The organism is Lentzea roselyniae, assembly GCF_039537795.1.
Taxonomy (GTDB): Bacteria; Actinomycetota; Actinomycetes; order Mycobacteriales; family Pseudonocardiaceae; genus Lentzea; species Lentzea atacamensis.
The window spans coordinates 168,925-192,580 of record NZ_BAABBE010000005.1; the positions used below are offsets into that span (position 1 = coordinate 168,925).

Annotated in this window: 24 protein-coding genes and 1 pseudogene; 17 read left to right on the forward strand and 8 right to left on the reverse strand. The window is 68.1% G+C overall.

Annotated features, from left to right (window positions below; genetic code table 11):
* Window positions 1-58: 58 nt before the first annotated feature.
* The 4 genes from ABFX45_RS10695 (at window position 59) to ABFX45_RS10710 (ending at window position 3,604) form a co-directional block, all read left to right on the forward strand.
* Window positions 59-982 carry a cation diffusion facilitator family transporter gene (locus ABFX45_RS10695; protein WP_346129318.1) on the forward strand — a complete coding sequence of 308 codons (924 nt, stop codon included), beginning with the start codon at window positions 59-61 and terminating at the stop codon, window positions 980-982.
* A 258-nt stretch (window positions 983-1,240) separates the two neighbouring features.
* Window positions 1,241-1,432 (forward strand): hypothetical protein, encoded by a 192-nt coding sequence (locus ABFX45_RS10700; RefSeq protein WP_346129320.1) that lies wholly within the window; start codon window positions 1,241-1,243, stop codon window positions 1,430-1,432.
* A 154-nt stretch (window positions 1,433-1,586) separates the two neighbouring features.
* Window positions 1,587-3,125, forward strand: a complete 1,539-nt coding sequence (locus ABFX45_RS10705; RefSeq protein WP_346129322.1) for an amino acid permease — start codon at window positions 1,587-1,589, stop codon at window positions 3,123-3,125.
* Window positions 3,126-3,148: 23 nt separating this feature from the next.
* Window positions 3,149-3,604 (forward strand): MarR family winged helix-turn-helix transcriptional regulator, encoded by a 456-nt coding sequence (locus ABFX45_RS10710; RefSeq protein ID WP_109639221.1) that lies wholly within the window; start codon window positions 3,149-3,151, stop codon window positions 3,602-3,604.
* Between the two features lie 148 nt (window positions 3,605-3,752).
* Here the strand turns inward: ABFX45_RS10710 and ABFX45_RS10715 are convergent, their stop codons facing one another.
* Complete coding sequence (locus tag ABFX45_RS10715) at window positions 3,753-4,358, reverse strand: hypothetical protein (protein ID WP_346129325.1); 606 nt, start codon at window positions 4,356-4,358, stop codon at window positions 3,753-3,755.
* Window positions 4,359-4,374: 16 nt separating this feature from the next.
* Here ABFX45_RS10715 and ABFX45_RS10720 point away from each other — a divergent pair, with 16 nt between their 5' ends.
* A complete protein-coding gene (locus tag ABFX45_RS10720) occupies window positions 4,375-5,610 on the forward strand; it encodes a glutamate mutase L (RefSeq protein WP_346129326.1) in 1,236 nt (411 codons plus the stop codon).
* Here the strand turns inward: ABFX45_RS10720 and ABFX45_RS10725 are convergent.
* A complete protein-coding gene (locus tag ABFX45_RS10725) occupies window positions 5,607-5,834 on the reverse strand; it encodes a helix-turn-helix domain-containing protein (protein ID WP_109639223.1) in 228 nt (75 codons plus the stop codon). The genes ABFX45_RS10720 and ABFX45_RS10725 overlap by 4 nt on opposite strands.
* Window positions 5,834-6,313 carry a DUF2975 domain-containing protein gene (locus ABFX45_RS10730; RefSeq protein WP_109639224.1) on the reverse strand — a complete coding sequence of 160 codons (480 nt, stop codon included), beginning with the start codon at window positions 6,311-6,313 and terminating at the stop codon, window positions 5,834-5,836. Before ABFX45_RS10730 ends, ABFX45_RS10725 begins: the two co-directional genes overlap by 1 nt.
* 77 nt (window positions 6,314-6,390) lie before the next feature.
* Between ABFX45_RS10730 and ABFX45_RS10735 the strand changes: the two genes are divergently transcribed.
* Window positions 6,391-6,969 carry a TetR/AcrR family transcriptional regulator gene (locus ABFX45_RS10735; protein WP_346129329.1) on the forward strand — a complete coding sequence of 193 codons (579 nt, stop codon included), beginning with the start codon at window positions 6,391-6,393 and terminating at the stop codon, window positions 6,967-6,969.
* On the opposite strand, the gene ABFX45_RS10740 is transcribed toward ABFX45_RS10735, so the two are convergent.
* Both ABFX45_RS10740 and ABFX45_RS10745 read right to left on the reverse strand, forming a co-directional pair.
* Window positions 6,962-7,486, reverse strand: a complete 525-nt coding sequence (locus tag ABFX45_RS10740; RefSeq protein WP_109639226.1) for a GNAT family N-acetyltransferase — start codon at window positions 7,484-7,486, stop codon at window positions 6,962-6,964. The genes ABFX45_RS10735 and ABFX45_RS10740 overlap by 8 nt on opposite strands.
* 10 nt (window positions 7,487-7,496) lie before the next feature.
* Entirely contained in the window at window positions 7,497-9,902 is a 2,406-nt protein-coding gene (locus tag ABFX45_RS10745) for a hypothetical protein (RefSeq protein WP_346129331.1), read from the reverse strand.
* 99 nt (window positions 9,903-10,001) lie between these two features.
* Here ABFX45_RS10745 and ahcY point away from each other — a divergent pair, with 99 nt between their 5' ends.
* The 4 genes and pseudogenes from ahcY to ABFX45_RS10765 form a co-directional block, all read left to right on the forward strand.
* Window positions 10,002-11,465 (forward strand): adenosylhomocysteinase, encoded by a 1,464-nt coding sequence (gene ahcY, locus ABFX45_RS10750; RefSeq protein WP_346129333.1) that lies wholly within the window; start codon window positions 10,002-10,004, stop codon window positions 11,463-11,465.
* A gap of 82 nt (window positions 11,466-11,547) precedes the next feature.
* Window positions 11,548-11,844 carry a hypothetical protein gene (locus ABFX45_RS10755; RefSeq protein WP_346129335.1) on the forward strand — a complete coding sequence of 99 codons (297 nt, stop codon included), beginning with the start codon at window positions 11,548-11,550 and terminating at the stop codon, window positions 11,842-11,844.
* A gap of 43 nt (window positions 11,845-11,887) precedes the next feature.
* Complete coding sequence (locus ABFX45_RS10760) at window positions 11,888-12,364, forward strand: hypothetical protein (protein WP_346129337.1); 477 nt, start codon at window positions 11,888-11,890, stop codon at window positions 12,362-12,364.
* Between the two features lie 14 nt (window positions 12,365-12,378).
* Window positions 12,379-12,693: pseudogene (locus tag ABFX45_RS10765) on the forward strand (VOC family protein); the annotation flags it as partial.
* 212 nt (window positions 12,694-12,905) lie between these two features.
* On the opposite strand, the gene ABFX45_RS10770 reads toward ABFX45_RS10765, so the two are convergent.
* A complete protein-coding gene (locus ABFX45_RS10770) occupies window positions 12,906-13,169 on the reverse strand; it encodes a DUF397 domain-containing protein (protein WP_346129339.1) in 264 nt (87 codons plus the stop codon).
* Entirely contained in the window at window positions 13,069-13,923 is an 855-nt protein-coding gene (locus tag ABFX45_RS10775; RefSeq protein WP_346129341.1) for a helix-turn-helix domain-containing protein, read from the reverse strand. Before ABFX45_RS10775 ends, ABFX45_RS10770 begins: the two co-directional genes overlap by 101 nt.
* A 67-nt stretch (window positions 13,924-13,990) precedes the next feature.
* Between ABFX45_RS10775 and ABFX45_RS10780 the strand changes: the two genes are divergently transcribed.
* Window positions 13,991-14,380, forward strand: coding sequence for a hypothetical protein (locus ABFX45_RS10780; RefSeq protein ID WP_346129343.1), 390 nt, complete (start codon window positions 13,991-13,993; stop codon window positions 14,378-14,380).
* Window positions 14,381-14,401: 21 nt separating this feature from the next.
* Window positions 14,402-16,465, forward strand: coding sequence for a TerD family protein (locus ABFX45_RS10785; RefSeq protein WP_346129345.1), 2,064 nt, complete (start codon window positions 14,402-14,404; stop codon window positions 16,463-16,465).
* A gap of 171 nt (window positions 16,466-16,636) precedes the next feature.
* Here ABFX45_RS10785 and ABFX45_RS10790 read toward each other — a convergent pair whose 3' ends face one another.
* Window positions 16,637-17,605 (reverse strand): hypothetical protein, encoded by a 969-nt coding sequence (locus tag ABFX45_RS10790; protein ID WP_109639234.1) that lies wholly within the window; start codon window positions 17,603-17,605, stop codon window positions 16,637-16,639.
* A 132-nt stretch (window positions 17,606-17,737) separates the two neighbouring features.
* On the opposite strand from ABFX45_RS10790, the gene ABFX45_RS10795 reads away from it, so the two are divergent.
* The 5 genes from ABFX45_RS10795 to ABFX45_RS10815 all read left to right on the forward strand — a co-directional run bounded on the left by ABFX45_RS10795 (window position 17,738) and on the right by ABFX45_RS10815 (window position 23,656).
* The gene (locus tag ABFX45_RS10795) at window positions 17,738-18,382 is read left to right on the forward strand and encodes a dTMP kinase (protein WP_346129347.1); all 645 of its coding nucleotides are present in this window, start codon (window positions 17,738-17,740) and stop codon (window positions 18,380-18,382) included.
* A gap of 76 nt (window positions 18,383-18,458) precedes the next feature.
* A complete protein-coding gene (locus ABFX45_RS10800; protein ID WP_346129349.1) occupies window positions 18,459-19,289 on the forward strand; it encodes an SAM-dependent methyltransferase in 831 nt (276 codons plus the stop codon).
* Between the two features lie 185 nt (window positions 19,290-19,474).
* Window positions 19,475-20,152, forward strand: coding sequence for an MtrAB system response regulator MtrA (mtrA, locus tag ABFX45_RS10805; RefSeq protein ID WP_030471262.1), 678 nt, complete (start codon window positions 19,475-19,477; stop codon window positions 20,150-20,152).
* A gap of 10 nt (window positions 20,153-20,162) precedes the next feature.
* Window positions 20,163-21,923: an MtrAB system histidine kinase MtrB gene (mtrB, locus tag ABFX45_RS10810; RefSeq protein ID WP_109639236.1), complete on the forward strand. Its 1,761-nt coding sequence runs from the start codon at window positions 20,163-20,165 to the stop codon at window positions 21,921-21,923.
* Complete coding sequence (locus ABFX45_RS10815; protein WP_109639237.1) at window positions 21,920-23,656, forward strand: LpqB family beta-propeller domain-containing protein; 1,737 nt, start codon at window positions 21,920-21,922, stop codon at window positions 23,654-23,656. The genes mtrB and ABFX45_RS10815 overlap by 4 nt, the downstream gene beginning before the upstream one ends.

Here is a 23,656-nt window from a genome sequence, read left to right on the forward strand (position 1 = left end):
ACGACCGGACAAACCTGACTGATTCTGGGCAGGACTGGTTTTCAGCGAGGAGACAGGCGTGTCAGCAGGGGGCGGGACCAAGGCCATCGTCGCGGCGTTGGTGGCGAATGCCGGTATCGCGGTGGCCAAGTTCATCGGATTCTTGATCACCGGGTCGTCGTCGATGCTGGCCGAGTCGGTGCACTCGGTCGCCGACACGTCGAACCAGGGGCTGTTGCTGCTCGGTCAGAAGACCGCGCAGCGCAAGGCGACCAGGCTGCATCCGTTCGGCTACGGCCGCGACCGGTACTTCTGGTCGTTCGTGGTGGCGTTGCTGCTGTTCAGCCTCGGCTCGGTGTTCGCGCTGTACGAGGGCATCCACAAGCTGCAGCACCCCGAGGCCCTGACCAGCCCGCTCGTGGCGGTCGGCATCCTCGTGGTCGCCATCGGCCTGGAGACCTACAGCTTCATGACCGCGATCAGCGAGTCCAAGAAGATCAAGGGTGACGCCTCCTGGTGGGGCTTCATCCGCAACTCCCGCACGCCGGAGCTGCCGGTCGTGCTGCTGGAGGACCTCGGCGCGCTGGTCGGTCTGGTGCTGGCTCTGCTCGGTGTCGGCTTCAGCATGATCACCGGCAACCCGGTCTTCGACGCCCTCGGCACCATCTGCATCGGTGTGCTGCTGGGCATCATCGCGATCATCCTGATCATCGAGATGAAGTCGCTGCTGATCGGTGAGGGCGCGTCCGACGCCGACCTCGACGTGATCTGCGACGAGCTGGCCGCGGGCAAGGTGCAGCGGGTCATCCACATCAAGACGCAGTACATCGGGCCGGAGGAGATCCTGGTCGCCGCCAAGATCGCGCTGGAGCCCCAGCTGTCGCTGGACGACGTGGCTCAGGCGATCAACGACGCCGAGCAGCGGGTGCGGAACAGGGTGCCGCACGCTCGGCTGATCTACCTGGAGCCGGACCTGGACCGGTCGACGGTCGCCAGCTCCTGATCCGCACTTGCTTCGAGGCCGTCCCGGTGTCGCCGGGGCGGCCTCGTCGCGTTCAGGGCTGTTCCAGCCATCGGTAGAGCGATTGATCCACAATCCGTACAACTGTGGAATGTGGCCACTTGCCAACTTCTGTCCACCGGCCAATTTGTGGCCACTAGCCATTTTTCCTTTGTTTGCGGAATTGGTGGGTGGAATCGCTTTCCTGTCGTACGATCGCCGCGTTGCTGGTGAAGTGGGGTCCTCCGCCGGGAGAATTCGATGCAGGTGAACAGCCTCGCGCCGTTGGTGGTGGGCGTGCTGGTGCTCGCCTTGTTCGTGCTTGTGGGGTTCGTGGTTCATCGGCTTGCCGACGGCAACGCCAAGAAGATCGCCGGTGTGGTGGTGGCACTCACATTGTTGCTCGGTGCCGTACCGGCGCTCGTCGTGGCATTCCAGGTTCTCGTCTCGTGATCTTCGGCCACGAAATCCGCTCGTTCGCAGGCCGTGAGCGTGTCGAGCCCGGCGCCGCCGAAACTCCGGACAACCGCCGAACACAGCTGTAGGAGTTCCACATGCTGGATACCTCTAGGGTGGCTTGAACAGGTCCATCAAGGAGGTATGCACCGTGCCGGGGAACGGGTTGTGGCGCACCAAGTCGATCGAGCAGTCGATCGCTGACACGGACGAGCCGGACACCAGGCTCCGGAAGGATCTCACCGCCTGGGACCTCACGGTCTTCGGCGTCGCGGTCGTCATCGGTGCCGGCATCTTCACGCTCACCGCGAGCACCGCGGGCAACATCGCGGGCCCGTCGGTGTCGCTGTCCTTCGTGCTCGCGGCGATCGCCTGCGCGCTCGCGGCGTTGTGCTACGCCGAGTTCGCCTCGACGGTGCCGGTGGCGGGTAGCGCGTACACGTTCTCCTACGCGACGTTCGGCGAGTTCGCGGCGTGGATCATCGGCTGGGACCTGGTGCTCGAGTTCGCGGTCGGCTCGGCCGCGGTCGCCAAGGGGTGGTCGGCCTACCTGCAGACGACGCTGGGACTGCTCGGCGTCGAGACCAAGACCGAGGTCGCCGTCGGCAGCTTCAAGTTCGACTGGGGCGCGGTGCTGCTGGTCGGCGTGCTGACGGTGCTGCTGGTCCTCGGCACGAAGTTGTCGTCGCGGGTCAGCGCGATCATCACGGCCATCAAGGTCGCGGTGGTGCTGCTCGTGATCGTGCTCGGCATCAGCTACATCAAGGCCGAGAACTACAGCCCGTTCATCCCGCCGGCCGCCGAGGGCTCCGGCGCCGCGCACACGGGCATCGAGCAGTCGCTGTTCTCGCTCCTCACCGGCTACTCGGGCAGCACGTACGGTGTGCTGGGCATGCTGGCCGCGGCGAGCATCGTGTTCTTCGCGTTCATCGGTTTCGACGTCGTGGCGACCACGGCGGAGGAGACCAAGAACCCGCAGAAGGCCGTGCCGCGCGGCATCCTCGGTTCGCTCGCGATCGTCACCGTGCTGTACGTCGCCGTCACGCTGGTGATCACCGGCATGGTGCCGTACGAGAAGCTCAAGACGCAGCCGGACGGCACGCGTGCGACGCTCGCGAGTGCGTTCGCGGACAACGGTGTCGACTGGGCTGCCACGGTGATCTCGGTCGGCGCGCTCGCCGGTCTGACCACCGTCGTCATGGTGCTGATGCTCGGCCAGAGCCGGGTGTTGTTCGCGATGTCGCGCGACGGCCTGCTGCCGCGCGGGCTCGCGAAGACCGGCAGCCACGGCACGCCGACCCGCATCACGATCATCATCGGTGTGCTGGTCGCGATCGCGGCGGGCTTCTTCCCGGCGGGCAAGCTGGAAGAGATGGTGAACGTCGGCACGCTGTTCGCGTTCATCCTCGTCTCGGCTGGTGTTCTCGTGCTGCGCAAGACGCGGCCGGACCTCTCGCGGGGGTTCCGGGTGCCGCTCGTGCCGCTGGTGCCGATCCTCGCGATCCTCGCCTGCCTGTGGCTGATGCTGAACCTGACCGCGCTCACCTGGGTCCGGTTCCTCATCTGGATGGCGCTCGGCGTGGTCGTCTACTTCGTCTACAGCCGCCGGAACTCCCTGCTCGGGAAGACCGGCCACGCGAAGGTCGAACCGGAACCGGTCATCAAGCACGGCGAAGAGCCGGGAATCTGAGCGCACCAACTAACCTGCGGGCCATGGGAAACGCACGGTGGCTCTCTGAGGAGGAGGGGCACGCCTGGCACCACTTCGTCCAGGCGTACCACCTCCTCGAGAGGCAGATCGAACAGCAGTTGCAGCGCGATGCGGGCCTTTCGCACGCGCAGTACAACGTGCTGGTCGTCCTGTCCGAACAGCCGGGCAACCGCATGCGCATGACCGAACTGGCCCGCCGCGTCGTGGTCTCCAAGAGCTCGCTGACCTACCAGATCGGCAAGCTGGAGAAGGCCGGACTCGTGCGGCGCGAGCCGCACGAGTCCGACGAGCGCGGCATCCTCGCCGTGCTCACCGACGCGGGCAAGGACCTGTTGCAGACCACCGCGCCCGGTCACGTCGAGACGGTCCGCGCGTACCTGATCGACCTGTTCACGCCGGAGCAGCTCGCGCAGCTCGCGTCGTTCATGCAGGTGGTGCACGAGAAGGCGGACGACTAGTGGCGTGGACTCACCGGCATCCTGCACACTGATCAACTGAAGCCCTTGGTAGCGATCTTCTTCCCTAGACAAGAAGAATGATCGACCAAGGGCTTCACCCATGATCAACCAGGTGCGCCCTCCCACAACCCACTGGTTGAAACTCAAGCTAGAGGGTCAGCAGGTCGTTCTCGTCGAGCCAGTCGGCCACGTCGTCCGGGTTGTGCCTCGTCACGTCGAACTCGAACACCGGCAGGAGCGACTTCGCCGCGAGGACCCGGAGTTGTTGCTGTTCTTCGATGAACGGCTCCAGCGAGACGTACTGCTTCGGGTTCGCGCTGATCTTCAGCCGTTCCGCTCGTGCTTCTTCGAAGGTGTCCTCAGTACGCGTGCACAGCACGATCGCGAAGTTGAGCGGCTTCAGCCGTTCCTCCAGCCACGTGAAGTCGAACTCACGCCCCTGCGTCGCCTGATGGGCCATCGTGGACAGGTGGAACCGGTCGACGATCCACGAGTAGTAGCGCTGCAGCTCGAACAGCCGCACCCATGTCTCGTAGGTCTCCATCGCCAGTTCTGTCTCCTCCGGCGCGAAGTTCAGCAACCCACGGCCCCACGGTTCGTTGCTGAAGGCGCTCCACTCGGCCGAGATCAACGGTGAGTGGTAGCGGTACTTGCGGTGACCGACGAGGCGGGGGTGCTCGTTGAGCGCGTAGGCCAGATCCGTCTTGCCGGTCAGCCGCGTGCCTTCGAGGATCACCTTGGGCGTGAGCTTCATGCTGTTAGCTTGCCTTGTGATCCTCTGTCTCGACGTCGGTTCGACCTGGACCAAGGCCGCTCTCATCACACCCGAGGGCGAGCTGGTCCGGACCGGACAGCACCCGACCACTCCTCCCGAGGTGCTGCGCGGCATCGACGCACTGCGGGAGAGCGTCGGCGACGGCGAGATCCTGGCGTGCTCGTCGGCGGGCGGAGGGCTGCGGTTGGCAGTCGTCGGTCAGGAACGCGTCGTGAGCGCCGAGGCCGGCTACCGGGTCGCGCTGTCGGCAGGTGCCAAGATCGTGCACGTCAGCGCCGGTCCGGTCGACGTGCGAGCGCTGCGGGCGTCGGCTCCCGACCTGGTGCTGCTGGTCGGCGGCACGGACGGCGGCGACCAGTCGGTCCTGCTGCACAACGCCGCGAAGCTCGCCCGCGTCGCCGTGCCGATCGTGCTGGCGGGCAACGTCGAGGCCCAGCAGGAGGCGTTGCGGCTGCTGGCCGCGAGGACCGTCGTGGCCTGCCCGAACGTGCTGCCGGACGTCGGTCAGCTCGACCCGGAACCTGCCCGCAAGGCGATCCGCGCGGCGTTCCTGCAGCACGTGATCGGCGGCAAGGGACTCTCGCGCGGCCCGCGGTTCCGGCAGCTCGTGCGCGCCGTGACGCCGGACGCCGTGCTGGCGGGCGTCTCGCGGTTGGCGGCGCAGGACCGTGAGGGTGCCGTGCTGGTGGTGGACGTCGGCGGCGCGACCACGGACGTCTACTCAGCGGTGTCCACGGCGGACAGCGAAGGTCTGGAACGGACTGTCGCGCTGCCACCGGACCGCCGCACGGTCGAGGGCGACCTCGGCATGCGCTGGTCCGCGCCGGGCGTGGTGGCCGAAGCGCTCGCCGAACGCCTGACCACCGAGGACCTGTCCGACCAGGCCCGGATGCGGGCCGAGAACGTCGGCTGGCTGCCCGACGACCCGGCCGTCGACGTGCGGCTGGCGTCGTTCGCGGCGATCTTGGCTGTGCGCAGGCATTTGCGGCAGGTGGACGGTCAGCTCGGACCGCACGGCGCCGGACTGCTGGTGCTCTCCGGCGGCGTCTTCCGCCACACCCCGGACATCACGCCCGTGGTGGAGGCTTTGCGGACTGACTCGGTGCTGCGACCCGTGCTCCGGACCGCCGAGATCACCGTCGACCGCGACTACGTGCTGGCGCCGGTCGGCCTGCTCGCCGAGTCGGGGCGGCTCGAAGCCGCCGACCGACTGGCGAAGCGACTCGCCTAGGAGGCTTCCTCGGCGACCTCTTCCGGGACGAACTCCAGGAGGTCGCCGGGCTGGCACTCCAGCACCCGGCACATGGCCTCCAGCGTGCTGAACCGCACGGCCTTCGCCCGCCCGTTCTTCAGCACCGCGACGTTGGCGGGCGTCAGCCCGACCCGTTCCGCGAACTCTCCGACGCTCATCTTGCGCTTGGCGAGCTCGACGTCGATGCGCACGACGATGGGCATCAGATCACCGCTTCCATGTCGGAACGCAACGTCGTGGCGCGCTGCAGCAGCGCCCGCATCACGATCATCACGAGTCCCACCACGGTGACACCGGTCGTCAGCAGGAACAGCACCATCGGCAGCCCCGGATCGTCCGCGTTGAAGCCGACCCAGAGGAACACGCCCACGAGCACGACCCACCCGGCAGCGATCGCCCACACCATCACGTTGACCCACTTCAGCGCGGCTTCGGTGAAGATCAGATCTTTGCGCACCAGTGTCAGCAGCTTCCACGTGGCGACCACCACCACCTGCACGCAGACGACCCAGAACACCGTGATGATCGTCGCGGGCCACCTCAGGTGGGCGTCGTTCGGGTTCTGCTGCGCCATGTGGGCCCACTGCCCGGGCAGCGACATCGTCTCGAACACGACCAGGATCCCGAACAGGACCACCAGGAAGACCCGCAGGGCGGTCACCGCCCAACGCTCAACAATCATGCGCCGAGTATCGGTAGTAATCTATCGAAAGTCAATCGGTAGTGATCGTGTCGCAACAGCTCTCTACAGTGATCGCCGTGGGACTGCGTGAGCGCAAGAAGACCGAGACCCGAGCGGCGCTGGCAGCCGCCGCGCTGAGGCTGGCGCTGGAGAAGGGCGCCGACAACGTGCGGGTCGACGAGATCGCCGAGGCGGCGAACGTCTCGCCGCGCACCTACAACAACTACTTCGCGAGCCGCGACCAGGCGATCGTCGCGGGCATCACGGCCACGCGCGCCCTCGCCGTGGCCTCCGCCCTGCGTTCCCGCCCTGCCGACGAGCCACTGGTCGAGTCGATCATCGCCGCGTTCGCCGAGCAGTACCGCGAACCGCCGTCCGAAGCGCTCGCCCTGATCACCTCGACACCGTCGTTGCGCGAGGCCTACCTGGACTCGACGTCGTCCATGGAACCGCCGATCGCCTCCGTCATCTCGGACCGCACGGGCAAGGACCCGCTCGGTGCCGCCGTGCTGGCGGCGGCGGTGTCGGCGGCCGCGCGGATCGCCGTGCGGCGGTGGGTGGATCTGAGGCCGTCCGGCCTGGTCGTGGTGCCGGCGGCGTCCGTTGAGGACCACTTGCGCGAGGCGATCGGTCACCTCGCGCCGGCGCTCAGGTGAGCTCGTCCCTGAGGACGCACATCAGCAGCGAGTCGTGCCACTTGCCGTCGCGGAAGAACGACTGTCGCAGCCGCCCGTCGACCTGGAACCCGACCTTCTCGTAGGACCGGATGGCGCGGGTGTTCTCCTCCACGACGCCGAGCTCGATCGAGTGCAGCCGCATGGTGTCGAACCCGTATCTGCAGGCAGTCCGCAGGGCATCAGTGCCGTAGCCGCCGCCCCAGTACTCCTGTTCGCCGATGTAGATGTCGACCTCGGCCCGCGCGTTGACCGGGTCGGCGTCCCGCAACGTGACGACACCGATGAGCTTGCGCTCCTCCAGCGTCTCGATGCAGAAGGTGACCTTCTCGTGCGAGTTCTCCCTGCGGTCGGCGAGCCTTTTGCGCAGGGAGGCCAGCGACTCGTGGAAGTAGGCCTGCAGCCACCGCATGACTTCCTCGTCGTTGTGCCAGCGGTAGAACGCGTCGGCGTCCTCGGGCTCGACGGGCCGCAGTCGGACGAGATCACCGGTCAACATGAACCGCAGACTAGGAGCCCCCGAGTGCATCCCGCGACCGGGTTTCGGGCTTTCGCGCGAACGGCAGCGGGGGCGACTCCGGTGCGTCCACGTCCAGCAACCCCGCCGCGATCGCCACCGCCCGGTCCCACTCCGGATCCGACGTGTAGTCCGAGTGCGCCGACACCCCCGACCGCCACCGCCGTCCGGGGAACGGCCCCCGCTGCGGATCCGGCAGCCAGTGGTCGCCACCCAGCACCAGGGCTCCGGTGGGCCCGCGCAACGCCGGCGCCAGCGCGCCCTCCGACCCGTCCTCGCGGTAGCCGACGCCGAGCAGCATCCCGTCGAACACCTGCCGCCGCCACGTCATCACCGCGCCGCCCAACGGGTCCGTGCCCCGGCACAACGCCCGCCAGCGCCCGTCCAGCCCGCCGGCCAGCCGGGCCAGCGACGCGTGCGGCACCACCGCCGGGAACGCCCGCGGGTAGGCCCACTGCAGCTGCGACCCCGCCGTCACCAGACCGATCCGCTCACGGTCGTGCGCGGGCAGTTCCTCCAGCAGCCGAGCCGCCGCGACGGCGACGAGCAGCGAGCCCTGTGAATGTCCACAGAGGACCACGCGGGTGCCGGGATCACGGAGGTGGTCCTGCACGCGGGAAACCAGCTCCGGCACGACCTTCAGGGCGTAGCAGGGCGGCACGATCGGGTGCGCCTCGCGCGGCCAGAACTGCGCGATGTCCGCGATGATCCCCAGCCGCCGCCCGGACTCCGGCTGCCGCGCCGCCAGGTACACCGCCCGCAACAGCGACACGGCCAGTAAACCGAGCACGAACACGCCGAACGCCGAGAACGGCTCGGTCCAGGACGGGCGCGACACGTTCTGCACGCGCAGCAACGTCGCCAGCACGGCGCCGACGACCAGCACCGACGCGATGATCATGATCATGTGGTGCCCGTGGTTGCGTTCCCAGCGCGCCCACCACCACGCGCGGGTGGCGGCGCGAAGATCACGCATCCGCCCGGAGTGCAGCACGGAAGCCTCCCGCGCCCACTCCTTGCCCTTGCGGAACGCCCGCCACCGCACCGCGCCGGTGAACGACGCCACCGCGAACGTGCTGAGCAGCGCCAACGCCCCGGCCACACCCCACAGCAGGGTGATGTAGGCGTATCCCTCCGGGAGCTTCAGCTGTTCGCCCAGCGCCTTGCGCACCGGCAGCGCGACCCCGGCACCGAACCCGCCACCGAGCAGTCCGGCGATCGCGAGCACCGGCGTCGCGAACCAGCCACCCGCCCACGGCCGCAGCTCGCGCGGCAACGAGGTCCACGTCTTGCGCGCCAGCAGCGCGGCGGGCACCAGCAACAGGCCGAACAACACCACCACGAACGCCATCAGCAACGCGATGACCTGCACTGTCACATCGGCGCCCGGCACCCGCGCCGGCAGCTGCTCCTGCAGGCCCAGCGTCGTCAGCACCAGCACCGCCGACAGAGCCAGGAACACCCGGCGAGGCCGTCGGGACAGAGCCGCCCGCAGCCAGCGCCCACCGCGGTGGGGAGCACCGCCGGTCGGGTCGTCGAGCAGGAACACCCCGAGCACCGACAGCCCGATGAAGACCAGCGAGACGATCCACGCCACCGTGATCGCCACACCCATCGAGCCGGTGGCCGTGAGCTGCTTCAACGGCCCGCCGAGCGCGATCAGCGACGCCACCGCGAGCGACGCCACGACGTGCAGCGACCGCAACGCCGGGGTGTCCGGATCGGTGGCGACGTGCGCGCCGGGCAGACCGGACGCCGGCTGCCGCTCCTCGTCCTCCGCCTCGGCGATCTCCTTGCGTTCGATGCGCCAGTCGACGTGCGAGATGCGTCGCATCACCGAAATCAGCACGACGATCGGCAGAAGTCCCAGGAAGGTGCGGAACCAGGGGAACAGTCGCACATCGGTCGGAATGCTGGTCAGACACTCGGCACCGGGGCGGAGACACTGGGCGGCGAGCAGGTCCAGGCTGACCACGGAGACCTGCGCGACCAGCAGTGCTGTCAGGAGCAGCGCGAACACCCGCAGCAGCGACCGCAGACCGAGTCCGAGCAGGTGAGCGGGCAGGTTCCGCTCGGGAACGGGAGGCAGCATCCAGTGCGCGACGTTCGCGATGCTGAACGGGAAGAGCAGCGCCCACGTGGCCTTGGCCACACCTCCGGACGTCATGCCACCCCAGAGATACCCCTCGACGACCCTGGTCACGGGCCGTCCCTCGGTCTGCAACACCGGACCGGGCGCGGGCCTGCGGAGTCTGTCGGCGGGGCGCACGATGCGCCCGACCCCGTCCCCCGCAACGTCCACGGCCGCAACGGCGTCGACCAGCGTCTGCGGCGTTGTGCCCTGCACACCGTGGACCCGCAGCTCGACGACACGTGTGTCCGGGCCCGCGATCAACACCCGATGACCTCCCTCACCCGAAGTAGGGGTCATAGTGGTGCATCAGCGGGCGGTATGGTCGGACGACACCCTCTCTGAAGTGCCTTGGAGGACTTCGCAATGACCGCGGACCGGTTGCAGACCCGCAACGGCATCGACTTCGCAGTGGCCGACCTGTCGCTTCACGAGTTCGGTCGCAAGGAGATCCGCCTGGCCGAGCACGAAATGCCCGGCCTCATGGCGTTCCGCCGCGAGTACTCCGGGGTGTACCCGCTCAAGGGCGCGCGCATCTCCGGCTCGCTGCACATGACCATCCAGACGGCCGTGCTCATCGAGACGCTGGTCGACCTGGGCGCCGAGGTGCGCTGGGCCTCCTGCAACATCTTCTCCACCCAGGACCACGCGGCCGCGGCGGTCGTCGTCGGCCCGTACGGCACGGAGGAGGAGCCCAAGGGCATCTCCTGCTTCGCCTGGAAGGGCGAGACGCTGCCGGAGTACTGGTGGACCGCCGAGCAGATGCTCACCTGGCCCGACGGCAAGGGCCCGAACATGATCCTGGACGACGGCGGCGACGCGACGCTGCTCGTCCACAAGGGCGTCCAGTACGAGGCGGCGGGCGTGGTCCCGAACGCCGAGGACGACGACCCAGAGGAGTGGAAGATCGTCCTCGAGACGCTCCGCAACTCGCTCGCCGCCGACGGCAAGAAGTGGACCAACATCGCGTCCGGCATCCGCGGCGTGACCGAGGAGACCACCACGGGCGTCATGCGCCTGTACCAGCTGGCCGCCGCCGGTGAGCTGCTGTTCCCGGCCATCAACGTCAACGACGCCGTCACCAAGTCGAAGTTCGACAACCGCTACGGCATCCGCCACTCGCTGATCGACGGCATCAACCGCGGCACCGACGTCCTGATCGGCGGCAAGGTCGCGGTCGTCTGCGGCTACGGCGACGTCGGCAAGGGTGCCGCGGAGTCCCTGCGCGGTCAGGGCGGTCGCGTCATCGTCACCGAGATCGACCCGATCTGCGCCCTGCAGGCCGCCATGGACGGCTACGACGTCCAGCGCCTCGAGGACGTCCTCGACAAGGCCGACATCATCATCACCACGACCGGCAACAAGGACGTCGTGATGGTCCAGCACATGGCGCAGATGAAGCACCAGGCGATCGTCGGCAACATCGGCCACTTCGACAACGAGATCGACATGGCCGGCCTCGCCCGCTATCCCGGCATCCGCCGCAACAACATCAAGCCGCAGGTCGACGAGTGGGTCTTCCCCAACGGGAAGTCGATCATCGTCCTGTCCGAGGGCCGTCTGCTCAACCTCGGCAACGCGACCGGCCACCCGTCGTTCGTCATGTCGAACTCCTTCTCCAACCAGGTGATCGCGCAGATCGAGCTGTTCACCAAGCACGAGGAGTACGACAACGAGGTCTACCGCCTGCCCAAGGTGCTGGACGAGAAGGTCGCCCGCATCCACCTGGAGGCGCTCGGCGGCAAGCTCACGAAGCTGACCAAGGAGCAGGCCGAGTACATCGACGTCGACGTCGAGGGCCCGTTCAAGCCGGAGCACTACCGCTACTGAGCTGCAAGTCGTCGGGGGCGTCCCGGCTGCGCACCACGCGGCCGGGGCGCCCTCTTCGCACCTGAGGAGTAGAGCGAACGCCGTGACAGCAACACCGTCGGATTGCTGCCCGGAAGTCGGCGCCATCGTGCAGCGCACGGTCGCCAACGGGGAGATGCCTGCTCTGGTCGTGGTGCACGACGACGAGGGGGACTGGCTCATCGGGGACGGCGTGAACGACCCGAACGTGGACGACGCCTGTGGACTCTTCCACCTCGGCCACGTCATCGAGATGGACCCGAGCCTGATGCAGGTGCTCGACCTGCCCGCCGCACACATCGCCACTCGGGAAAGTGCGGCGTCCGCGTGGGAGATCGCCGCTTTGCAGTACGAGGACTAGTTGACAGGGGCCTCCCGTGCGCTGTGTGGGAGGCCCCTGTTTCATGTCCGTCGTGGGATTCTTCGGCACTTACGCCTACGAGCACGGCCAGTGGAAGACGTTGTCCGAGGGCGAGCTGCCGCCGCTGGACGAGCCGTCGCTGTGGATCGACATCCACGACAGCGACATCGCCTCGGTCGTCTACGCGCCCGCCGGACCAGGCAGTGGAGTCGCCTACCTCGGCCTGACGCCGCGCACCTACTTCGAAAACCCCAACGCCTCCGACCCGACCGACGTCCTGCGCGAGGCAGCGGGCCTGGCCGCGTGGTGGGCCCTCCACAACTCGGGTGATGTCACCGCCAAGCAGGCAGAACTTCTCGGCTACCTGGCCGCGGACGAAAATCCTGACGACTTCGAGTGGGACGAGGGGGAGGATGTCGACGCCATCGACGACGCCGAGGTGTTCGTCGAGGTCAAGACGGCGAGGTTCCTCGCCGCGCTCGGACTTCCGGTGCCCTACGACCTGAAAAGCGCAGGATGAACGAGTTCTGCTGGATGGACCTGAAAACCCACGACCCGGCCGGCACCGCCGCCTTCTTCTCGCAGTCCCTGGGCTGGCACTTCGCGGTGGACGAGGACGACTGGCGCAAGGCCACCAAGATCTCCGTCGACGGCCACCTGATCGGCGGAGTGAGCGACCTGTCGAACCCGGTCTACCCGCCGGACACGCCCGACCACATCGCCTTCTACCTGGCGGTCGACGACGTCGATCGTCGTGCCGAAGCGGCGGTGGCGAACGGCGCTCGCCTCGTCGTGCCGCCTTTCGAGGCCGGCGATCAGGGCCGCATGGCGACGTTGGTCGACCCGTTCGGTGCCGCTGTCTCGCTGTGGCAGGCACGCACCTTCACCGGGTGGAAGGTTCCTCCCGGCCGCATGGTCCTGGCCTGTGACCAGCCCGACGAGGCCCCGGCGCTTCTACCGGACGCTGACCGGCGCCCCACTGATCCACGCGGATTTCGTCACTGCACCCGAACCCACCGCCGCTCTTCAGTGGGAACTCGTGGTCAACGTCGGCGCGGGCCCTACTGTTGTGCGGTTGCCGCAGAGCTGACGAACACCTGCCAGGCCCCAGCGCTGAACCCCAACTCGGGACCTGCGGTGTTCTTGGAGTCACGCACGCGCACGACCTGGGCGAACGCCACCTCGACGCACGCGGTCCCTTCGGTGCCTCCGCTGTAGCTGCTCTTACGCCAGGTGCAGTTTCCGGCCACTGAGGTCCTCCCGCGATCGACTGGCGAGATCCGCCACCATCGACCGCGATTGTTCCTCATCGAGCGCGACCGCATCCAGGCTCGCGAAGATCGCCTTACAGCGTTTGACTCCGGCGAGGTCCTGAACGAACACCTGGGCGAGGTCAGACTCCGTGTAGGCCACACTGCCGCGCTTCTCGTACTCCCACAGCTGGTACTCGGCGTTCAGGGCACCCGCCGCGCCGGTTGCCTCGGGCACGATCCGGATGACATGGGTGTGGAAGAGCAGCCTCATGAGCTGGTCTTCCATGACCTTGTCACTGCCGACTTTGAGCCGCAGCGCGTATTCATGAACGTAGAAGGTGGCTTTGGGGCGATTGGGGCGCAGCAGGATCGCCTGCCGTTCCATGCGGAAGCGGACTTCTCGCTCGATCACTTCCTGAGCAGTCATACCGCGGGCTTGGAACAGGGCGGATGCGTAATCCTTCGTCTGCGCAAGGCCAGGCATGGTGGTCATGCTGTAACTGGTGATCTTGTCGGCGCTCGACTCCGCCATCGTCACCGTGCGCAAGTTGGTGGGCACTTGCACGAAGTAGAGGTTGAACGCAGACCGGTAGCGATTGAGGAAGTCCTCGATGAACGACTGCGGGCGTCCGCACCGGCCCAGGTACTGGACGATGTCGATCTCACTGGCGCGCACCTTGCCGTGCTCGATGTTGGAGACCTTGCCCGGATCCCACCCGAGCATCCGGGCGATCCGCCGCGCGCGGAACGTCGTGAAGCGCTCCCGCACCTGGCGCAACTCGTCGCCCAGGTCACGGCTGTACGGAGTGGACGGATCGCCGTTCATGGACCCGACGTTAGGTGATGGAGGAAAAACAACAGCGTGCCCAAACGGGTGGAATTACGCTGCGGTCGTGAACGAGTTCGGTTTCGCGGTGGAGACGCACGACGTCTGGTCGTGCGATGCCGTCGTGCCGTTGGTCGACGGTACGCCGCTCACCGAGCTGATCGACGTTTTCGAGGCTCGGGCCAAGATGCAGCCCACGGGCGAGATGTACGCCGGCTTCATCGCGGACGCACGAGACGCCCACTCGTTCCAGCCCGGCGAAGGGCGATTCGTGCTCGCCTGCTCGTGCGGCGACACCGGCTGCTGGCCGTTGCTCGCGGACATCGCGGTCGAAGGCGACACGGTCGTCTGGGACGGGTTCCGTCAGCCACGCCGCAAAGGCCGCGATTACAGCCGCTTCGGGCCGTTCCGGTTCGACCGCGATCAATACGAGAAAGCGCTCGCGGAACTCGGTTGACGTGCGAGGTTGACTGATTTCGTGCTCACCCTGATCCGGAGAACCCTGCGCGTACCCCTGTCGACGGGAGCGGCGGGTGACGGCCGCGCCGCCGCGAGGCAGCTCGACAGCGCGCTGCTCCAGGTCGGGTTCAAGGCGTCGAAGGAACTGCTCGGCCACGTCGAGGGGCTCGCGCAGCCCACCGCCTACGCGAAGACGATCGTGGACGCGGTGCGCGGGCTCGTGGGTGACGACGTGCAGCACAACCCCTACTTCAAGGACTTCCCGCACGGCGTCCCGGACACCGTCGAGTTCTGGGCGGACTGCGTGCGTGACGCGTTGGCGCGGCGCGTGCCCGACTTCCACGAGATCGGGCGCGGCAACCTGCTCGCGCTGCCGCGCTACGGGCGCGTCCAGCACACCTACGAGGAGATGCTCGGGGCGCACGACGAGCTGTTGCCGTCCATCAAGGACCACCTCACGGTCCTGCAGCTCGGCGGCACGCTCGAAGAGGAGACCCGCCGCCTCTTCCTGGAGCTGGCGACCAGTCCGACGCCGCTGAACGAGGCCGACCTGACGCTGCTCGCGGAACTCGCGGAGCAGACCGGCGAGCTGCCGGACCCGATCCCCGTGCGGGAGAACCGCGCTGTCATCAACGCCGCGCGCCTCGCCCGCGGCGCCGCGCCGGTGGTCGACACCGTGACGGACGTCCTCCGGCTCGCGTGCCAGGCGTCCGGCGGTGACGTGACGCTGCTCGAACCCGCCCGTCTCAGGTCGTTCCGCCGCCCCGAACGCCGTCTGCTGCTGGCCGCGCTCGACAGCACCGTCGAGGAGAGCCCCGGCAAGCTCGGCGACGTTCTCAAGCACCGCGAGCAGTGGAAGCGGCTCGGTGAGCGGCTGCACCCGCACGAGCACGAGCAGTGGCCGCACGCGCAGGACGTCTTCGCGGTGGCGCGCAAGCAGAAGACCGTGCGGTCGTTGGCCGGGCGCGTCGAGATCGCGTTCCAGGACAACGACATCCGCAAAGCCGCGGAGATCCTGAGTACCGCACCGGGCATGCTCGTGCGGCAGGTCGACAGGCTGCTCCGCCACGGGACCAAAGAGGACGTTCCGCACATCGTCGATGCCATCAGCAAAGCCGCGCCCGAGACCTCGGGCCGCGTCCTGTGCTCACTGTTGGAACACCTGGAGAACCGCACCGCGCCCGACGCAGCGCGGGTGTTCGCCAACCGCTCCCGCCGCGCGTGGATCACCGAGGACTCGCGGCCTCCGCTCGACCAGGAAGCTGTCGAGTCCATCACCGCGGTGCTGGAGGACGAGATCGTCCGCAGGCTGCCGGAAGTCTCGGAACTGACCGTCGACCCGGACCTGCTCGACGTCACGGTTTCGTTGTCCGGCAAGGCTTCCGAGGAAGGCTTCGGGGTGCTGCCGCGCGGGTCGAGGACGTGGGTGGAAGGCGAGCTGCTGCGGTTCTTCACGTATTGGCGGCAGACCGAGATGCGCACCGACTACGACCTGACGGCGGCGTTGCTCGGTCCGGACCTCGACTTCCAGGGCCACGTGTCGTGGACGAACTACCACCACGACGGCGCCTACTACTCCGGTGACCTCACCGACGCCTCCGAAGGCGCCACCGAGTTCATCGACATCCCGCGCGACGCCTCCACCTCCAGGTTTGTGGTGCCGCAGGTGAACGTCTACTCGGGTGAGGGGTTCAACGAGGTCGCCGAGTCGATGTTCGGCTTCATGACCCGCGACCGGGACCAGAGGGGCAAGCCGTTCGAGCCGAGCACCGTCCGGGCGCGCAGTGCCATGCGCGGCACCGGTCGCGTCGCGCTGCCGGTCGTCTTCGAACGCGCCGGCGACGGCTGGGTCGCGACGTGGCTGCACCTGTACCTGCGCGGCGCGTCGTGGGGTAACCGCATCGAGACCAACCGCGGTGTGCTCCGCGAGACCATCGCAGGTGTGTTGAGCCGCAAGTACTTCACGGTCGCGCGGCTTGCCGAACTGATCAGGCGGAAGTCCAATCAGGACGGCGCGAAGCTGCACTTGACGCTGGACAACCTGCTGGACATCACTGCTAGCGTGGACAACGCGAGGCCATGAGAGTGCTTCCTTCTACACAACTCCTGTAAAGATTTAGCCCTCTCGCTTCCCTCCGGCGACATGTGTCCGCGGAATGCGCGGACCATGTCGGTCGCCTGTCTTCTGGGGGACGACCCCCAGACCCCCGAGGTTCGGGCGCTGTGCGCCCTCACGAACCGTTGATCGGCGAAGTCAGGACCACTCGACGGCGATGCCCGCGATGCCGGGCCCCACATCGCCGAAGTACGCGCTGACGACGCCGCCGAGCCCGCACACCAGCTCCTCGACGTCGACCGGTGTGGCGTCGGCCGAGGCCCGGAACTGCTTGATGCAACGCGCGGGCATCGCACGCCGGTGGAACGACAGCTGCACCAGGTACGAGCCGCAGACGTCGCGGAACGTCCGGTGGTGGCCGGGAGTCGCGCCGCCGGTGTCGTCGACGATCGTGAAGCTGAAGACGTGTTCCTCACCGGCCGCGAGGCGCCGGTCGAACAGCATTTCCACGGCCAGGTTGCGGGAAGCGCTTTCCCGGCGCAGACGACCCTGCCGGCACCCTTCGCCGGCGCGAACCATCGCGTTCTCGATCAACGAACCGTCGTCGCCGTGGTGCACGGCCAGATAGCGATCGGGGCCCTGCCGCACCGCGCGCACGACCAGCCGTGTGGTGATGGAGCGCTGTTCGCGGTGCATGCCGAGCTGCACGGTGTCGTGCACGGACAGCACTTCGAGGTCGGCGTTGCCGCGCGCGGCCTCTGGTACGGAGTCGAACGTCGCGAGCAGCGGCGCGGGCTCCGGCCAGGTCGCCACCGGGCGGGGTGCGTAGGTGTTGGCGTTGCGCGGGCCGATCAGGTCCAGCAAGGACGACGGCGGCAGGCGCAGCACGGATTCGAGCGCGCGCACTGTGCTGATGGCGCGCGGGACCTCGGGATGACGCAGGCCGCGTTGCCAGTACGACAACGTTGACTGGCCCACCTGGACACCGAGTTGTTCGAGGTGAGCGCGCAGCCGGGCGAGCGAGAGGCCCCGGTGGGCGATCGCCTCGCGCAGGGCGCGGTGGAACGGCCCGTAGCGCAGCGTCTCGGCGAGCGGGGTCGGTAGACCCCCGGTCGGGTGACCGATCGGTTCGTCGACCGATTCGGCGTGCCCGGATTCCGCGGCCACCGCGGCACCTACCCTTCACACACGCGCCGTGTGACTGTTCACCGTAGTCACTCGTTCTGGTGATCGAAAGATCGGATTTCGCCCGTGTGGGGGATGTGCTGCGGCCGTGTGAGTGGCCGTTAGGGTTCGCCCGTGGGAAAGCTCGTAGTGATCGAAGGCCTGGACGGGGCCGGCAAGCGCACTCTCGCCAACGGGTTGACCGAGGCGCTGCACGCTCAGGGCAGGACCGTGACCAGCCACGCGTTCCCGCGCTACGGGCAGAGCGTGCACGCTGACCTGGTCCGCGACGCCCTCTACGGCAGGATCGGCGACCTCAGCGACTCCGTCTACGGCATGGCCGTGCTGTACGCGCTCGACCGGCGCGGCGCGGCCGACCAGATCCGCAAGGACCTCGAGCAGTACGACGTCGTGCTGCTCGACCGCTACGTGGCCTCCAACGCCGCCTACAACGCCGCGCGGCTGCACCAGGACGAGAACGGCGAGTTCGTCGAGTGGGTGCGCGCGCTGGAGATCGACCGCTTCGGGTTGCCCGTTCCGGACCTGCACCTGCTGCTCCGCGTGCCCGTCGAGGTCGCGGCCGAACGCGCCGCCAAACGCGAGCAGGACGACGACACCCGCGCCCGCGACATTTACGAATCCAATAGCGACCTCCAGACGCGGTGCGGGGTCGTTTACGACGGATTGGCGAACATCAACTGGCTGGCCCCGTGGCAAGTGGTCGACGGGCGGTCAAACGTGAAGTTTCATTCGCTTCTGGAACCACTCTTCACTCCTTGAGTGGTCGCTCACGTGCGTACCGGTTGACACGATCGTGGATCCGGTACGTCACTGTGAGTGTATAGGAGATTACAATTTGAAGCGTGTTCTGCAGTGCTCCCCGGTGGGAGTCGCCCGTACGGCGGTCCTGATCGCTGCCGCCCGCGCCAACGAGCAACGTCATCTCCACCGCCTCTTCGACGATCCCCTGGCCGCCGGACTCGTGGAGGCCGCCGGCTCCGCGAACGACCTCAACGGCGTCCGCACCCTCGCAGGCGACCACTTCGTCCTGCGCACCCGGTATTTCGACGACCAGCTCCTCGGTACGGCCCAGCCCCAGGTCGTGATCATGGCGGCCGGCCTCGACACAAGAGCGTTCCGGCTGAAGTGGCCACCAGGCACAAGACTCTTCGAACTCGACTTACCCGGTCTTCTCGAGTTCAAGGAGGACGCTCTGCACGACCTGGGTGCCCAGCCCACCTGCGACCGGGTCGTCGTCCCCTGCGACTTGCGTGAGGACTGGGCGACAGCGCTGATCCACGCTGGACACGACCCGAAAAGGCCCACGGCATGGCTGCTGGAGGGCCTTTTCATGTTTCTGCCGCCGGACGCGGGCGAGCAGCTCATGTACTGGGTGAGCGCGCTGTCCGCCCGCGGCAGCACGCTCGCGCTCGAACACGTCAACCGGGCCTTCCGTGACCTGCCGCAGATGAGAGCCGTGCACGAGCGGTTCGACGCGCTCGACGCCCGCTGGCGCTCCGATGTGGAGGACCCGGTCGAGTGGCTGGACGGGTACGGCTGGGACGCCACCGTGACGCACCAGGTCGACCTCGCCGCCCGGCACGAACGCCCGGTACCGGCGATCGCCGACCCGCGGAAGGTGGGTGATGCGCGCATCTGGCTGGCCTCCGCCGTCCGCACGGTCTGACAACACCAGGTAACGAAAGGTGAGCGTCGTGCGGATACTCCCGCGACGAGCAGGCCAAATCGGGCGAGGTGGGGCACGTGGAGCGAGGGTTCCGGCCAGTTACCGAACGAGCGCACACCGCCACCAGCGGCAACGGAACGTGGGCGGTGCGCGAACGCGCGACCGGCAGTGCGACGATATTGAGTATGAAGGCACGCGTGCTCGTCGTCGATGACGACCCCGCCCTGGCGGAGATGCTGACGATCGTGTTGCGCGGGGAGGGCTTCGACACCGCGGTTGTCGCCGACGGTGCCCGTGCCCTGCCCGCGCTGCGCGAGCTCAAGCCCGACCTCGTGCTGCTCGACCTGATGTTGCCGGGCATGAACGGCATCGACGTCTGCAAGGCGATCAGGTCCGAGTCGGGCGTGCCGATCGTGATGCTCACCGCCAAGAGCGACACGGTCGACGTGGTGCTGGGCCTCGAGTCCGGCGCCGACGACTACGTGGTCAAGCCGTTCAAGCCCAAGGAGCTGGTGGCCCGCATCCGGGCGCGCCTGCGGCGGACCGAGGCCGAGCCGTCCGAGGTGCTGCAGATCGGCGACCTCACGATCGACGTCCCCGGCCACGAGGTGCTGCGCGAGGGCAGGCCGATCCAGCTGACGCCGCTGGAGTTCGACCTCCTCGTGGCGCTGGCCCGCAAGCCGCGCCAGGTGTTCACCCGCGAGGTGCTGCTCGAGCAGGTGTGGGGCTACCGCCACGCCGCCGACACGCGCCTGGTGAACGTCCACGTGCAGCGGCTGCGCTCCAAGGTCGAACGGGACCCGGAGCACCCTGAGGTGGTGTTGACTGTTCGCGGTGTCGGGTACAAGGCCGGCCCTCCGTGACAGGTGGCGTATGAGGTTCGTTCGGCCGGTCGTCGCGAAGGCGCAGTTCCTCGTCGAGGAGGCGCGCAAGCGGTGGGCCGCGTTTGGTGACCTGTGGCGTCGTTCGCTGCAGTTGCGCGTCGTCGTGTCCACGCTCGCGCTGTCGTCCGCCGTGGTGTTCGTGCTGGGCATGGTCCTGCAGATGCAGATCACCAACCAGCTGCTGAGCACCAAGGACGAGGCCGCGGTGCGACAGGCGATGGCCTCGCGCGCCCTGATCCAGTCGGACCTCGTCGGCCTGAACCCCGGCCCGGACAGCGTGCAGACGCGGTTCACCAGCGCCATCAACAAGCTCGCTGTCGGTGGCTCCGGTACGGACGCCACGACGGCGGGTGCCGGTGCGTTCGAGCCCGTCCTGGCCGACGGGCTCGGGTCCGCCGGTGCCGGGCGGGTGCCGTTCGTCGGCAAGCTCGAGGACGTGCCGCGCGCCCTGCGCGACATGGTCGAGAACGGCGCCGAGGGCACCCAGATCCACACGGTGCAGCGCGACGGCACGCCGACCACGCTCTTCGTCGTGGGCCTGCCGATCAGCACGTCCGCCCGCTCGATGCAGCTGTACCTGATCTTCCCGCTGACCGCGGAGCAGCGCACCGCCGAGGTCGTGCAGTCGACGCTGGCCGTCGGCGGCATCGTGCTGCTGATCCTGCTCGCGCTCATCGCGAACCTCGTGACACGCCAGGTGGTCCGGCCGGTCAGACAGGCGGCCGAGGTCGCGGAACGGTTCGCGGACGGCACCTTGCACGAACGCATGCACGTCGTCGGCGAGGACGACGTGGCGCGCCTGGCCGAGTCGTTCAACGAGATGGCCGAGTCGATCCAGGCCCAGTTCAAACAGCTGGAGGAGTTCGGCCAGCTGCAGCGCCGCTTCACCTCGGACGTCTCGCACGAGCTGCGCACACCGCTCACGACCGTGCGCATGGCCGCGGACGTCCTCCACGCCTCGCGCGAGCAGTTCCCCGCCGGGCTCGCCCGCTCCACCGAGCTGCTGGTCGACGAGCTGGACCGGTTCGAGTCGCTGCTCGGCGACCTGCTGGAGATCTCGCGACTGGACGCCGGTGTCGAGGAGCTGACCGCGGAACAGGTCGACATCCGCGTGCTGGCGCGCCGGGCACACGACTCGGTGCGCGCGATCGCGACGACCGCCGGTTCGCCGGTGGTGCTGGACCTGCCGGACTCCGAGCTCACCGCAGAGCTCGACTCCCGGCGCGTGGAACGGATTCTGCGCAACCTGCTCGCCAACGCCATCGACCACGGCGAGGGCCAGCCGGTCGAGCTGACCATGCGCGGCAACGACGACGCCGTCGCGATCACCGTGCGGGACCACGGGGTCGGACTCCGCCAGGGCGAGGCCGAGCTGGTGTTCAGCCGGTTCTGGCGTGCCGACCCGTCGCGCAACCGCCGCACCGGCGGCACCGGTCTGGGGCTGTCGATCTCGCTGGAGGACGCGCGGCTGCACGGCGGCTGGCTGGAGGCGTGGGGCGAGCCGGGCCACGGCGCCGTGTTCCGCTTGACGCTGCCGCGCAGGCACGGCGAGGAGGTGCGCGAGAGCCCGCTGCCGCTCGCGCCCGCGATCGCGCTCGAACCCGTTGCGGTGGTTGAGGAACCGGTCGTCGCGGATGAGCTGGACGAGGTCGAGCTGACCCCGGAGGAGATCACCTGGCAGCCCGCGGAGCCCGTCGACGGCGCACCCGCGGAGAAGTCGGCGGACGAGGTTTCGGAGGAAGTGCGGTGAAGCGACTGGCGTTGCTGGTGCTCGTCCTCGTGACCTTGACGGGGTGCGCCGCGATCCCGACGAACACCCAGCCGAAGCCGATCGGGTCGAAGGACAGCAAGGTCACCAACACGATCAAGGCTCCGGAACCGCGGCAGAACATCGAACCGATCGTGCTCGTGCGCGACTTCATCGAAGCGACCTCGAACCCGGACAGCAACTACGCGGCCGCCCGCGCGTACCTGACGCCCGAGGCCGGCGAGAAGTGGAACACCAAGAACCCGTACATCATCGAGACGTCCTACTCGACGGTGCCGCCGGCGCAGGCACCGCAGGACAAGACGACCACCGTGTTGCTTCAAGGCAAGGCCGTCGGCCGCCTGGGCAACGACAACGCGTTCGTACCGGAGCTCGGTGACGTCCAGCTGCCGATCAAGCTGGAGCGCAACAGCGAGAACCAGTGGCGCATCTCCGAGGCTCCACCCGGCGTGTACCTGCCGATGAGCGTTTTCAACAACAACTACCGCAGGGTGACGCTCTACTTCTACAACCCGGAGTTCACCGTCCTGGTGCCGGATCCGCGCTACGTGGTCGTGCCTCCCGCGACGAGCATCCCTTCGCGCGTCACGGAACTGCTCATCAAGGGCCCCGGGGACGCGGTGCGCGACACGCTCGTGAGCGCGCTCAGCCCGGACACCGACGTCTTCGCGGAGACGCAGGAAGCCGACGACGGGGCGCTGGAGGTCAACCTCACCAAGGTGGGCAAGGACCTGACGCCCGAGAAGCGCAAGCAGATCGTGGCGCAGGTGGTGAAGTCGTTCTCCGGGGTCACGACTTCGCGGGTGCGCGTGCTCGTCGACGGTCAGCAGATCCTGCCGGACCAGCGCGACTACCGGCCGTCCGACGTGTCGGCGACCGCGGGCGAATCGTTGCTGGCTTTGAATGCGAACCTCCAGGGCATGGTCGTGATGAACGGGGCGATCAAGTCGCTGTCCGACGGCAACCCGATCAAGGGACCCGCGGGCAGCGGTTCGTACGGCGTGGTGAGCGCGGCGCAGTCGCTCGACGGTTCGAGGCTGGCCGTGGTCTCGCGGGCGGGCGGCGGAATGCGCTTGCGCGTGGGGGAGCTGGAGCAGGACCTGTCCGAAGTGGACCTCCGCGCGACGACGCTCAGCAGACCCACGTGGCTGCTCTCCAGCGGGCCGACGGAGCCGGCCGCTGAGGTGTGGACGGCGGTCGACGGAGCCTCCGTCACCCGCGTGACCCGGTCCGACAACGGCAGCTGGTCCGCCAAGGGCGTCAACACCACCGACATCGAGCCGCTCGGCCGGATCAGCGAACTGCGGCTGTCGCGCGACGGCGCGCGGGCGGCGCTGGTGATCGGTGGCAAGCTCTACGTCGCCTCCGTGGTGCGCAACAACCAGGACGTGGCGCTGCGGTCACCGCGGCCGGTGCAGCCGTCCGCGCTGGCGTCGGGCGTGCAGTCGGTCGACTGGCTCTCCCAGGACGTGCTGGTGGTCTCCTCCTCTCTGCCCTCGCTGCCGGTCACCAAGGTCTACGCGGACGGGTCCAGGCTGGACCGCTACAGCCAGTCGAACCTCACCGTGCCGGTGACCTCGGTGGCCGCGGCGCCGGCCAGGCAGGTGCAGGTGATCGACCCGACCGGCCTGTGGTCCGCGTCGGACATCACCGACGTGTGGAAGTCGAGCTCGATCCGGGTGTCAACGGGCGCGCAGGTCTTCTACCCGGGTTGA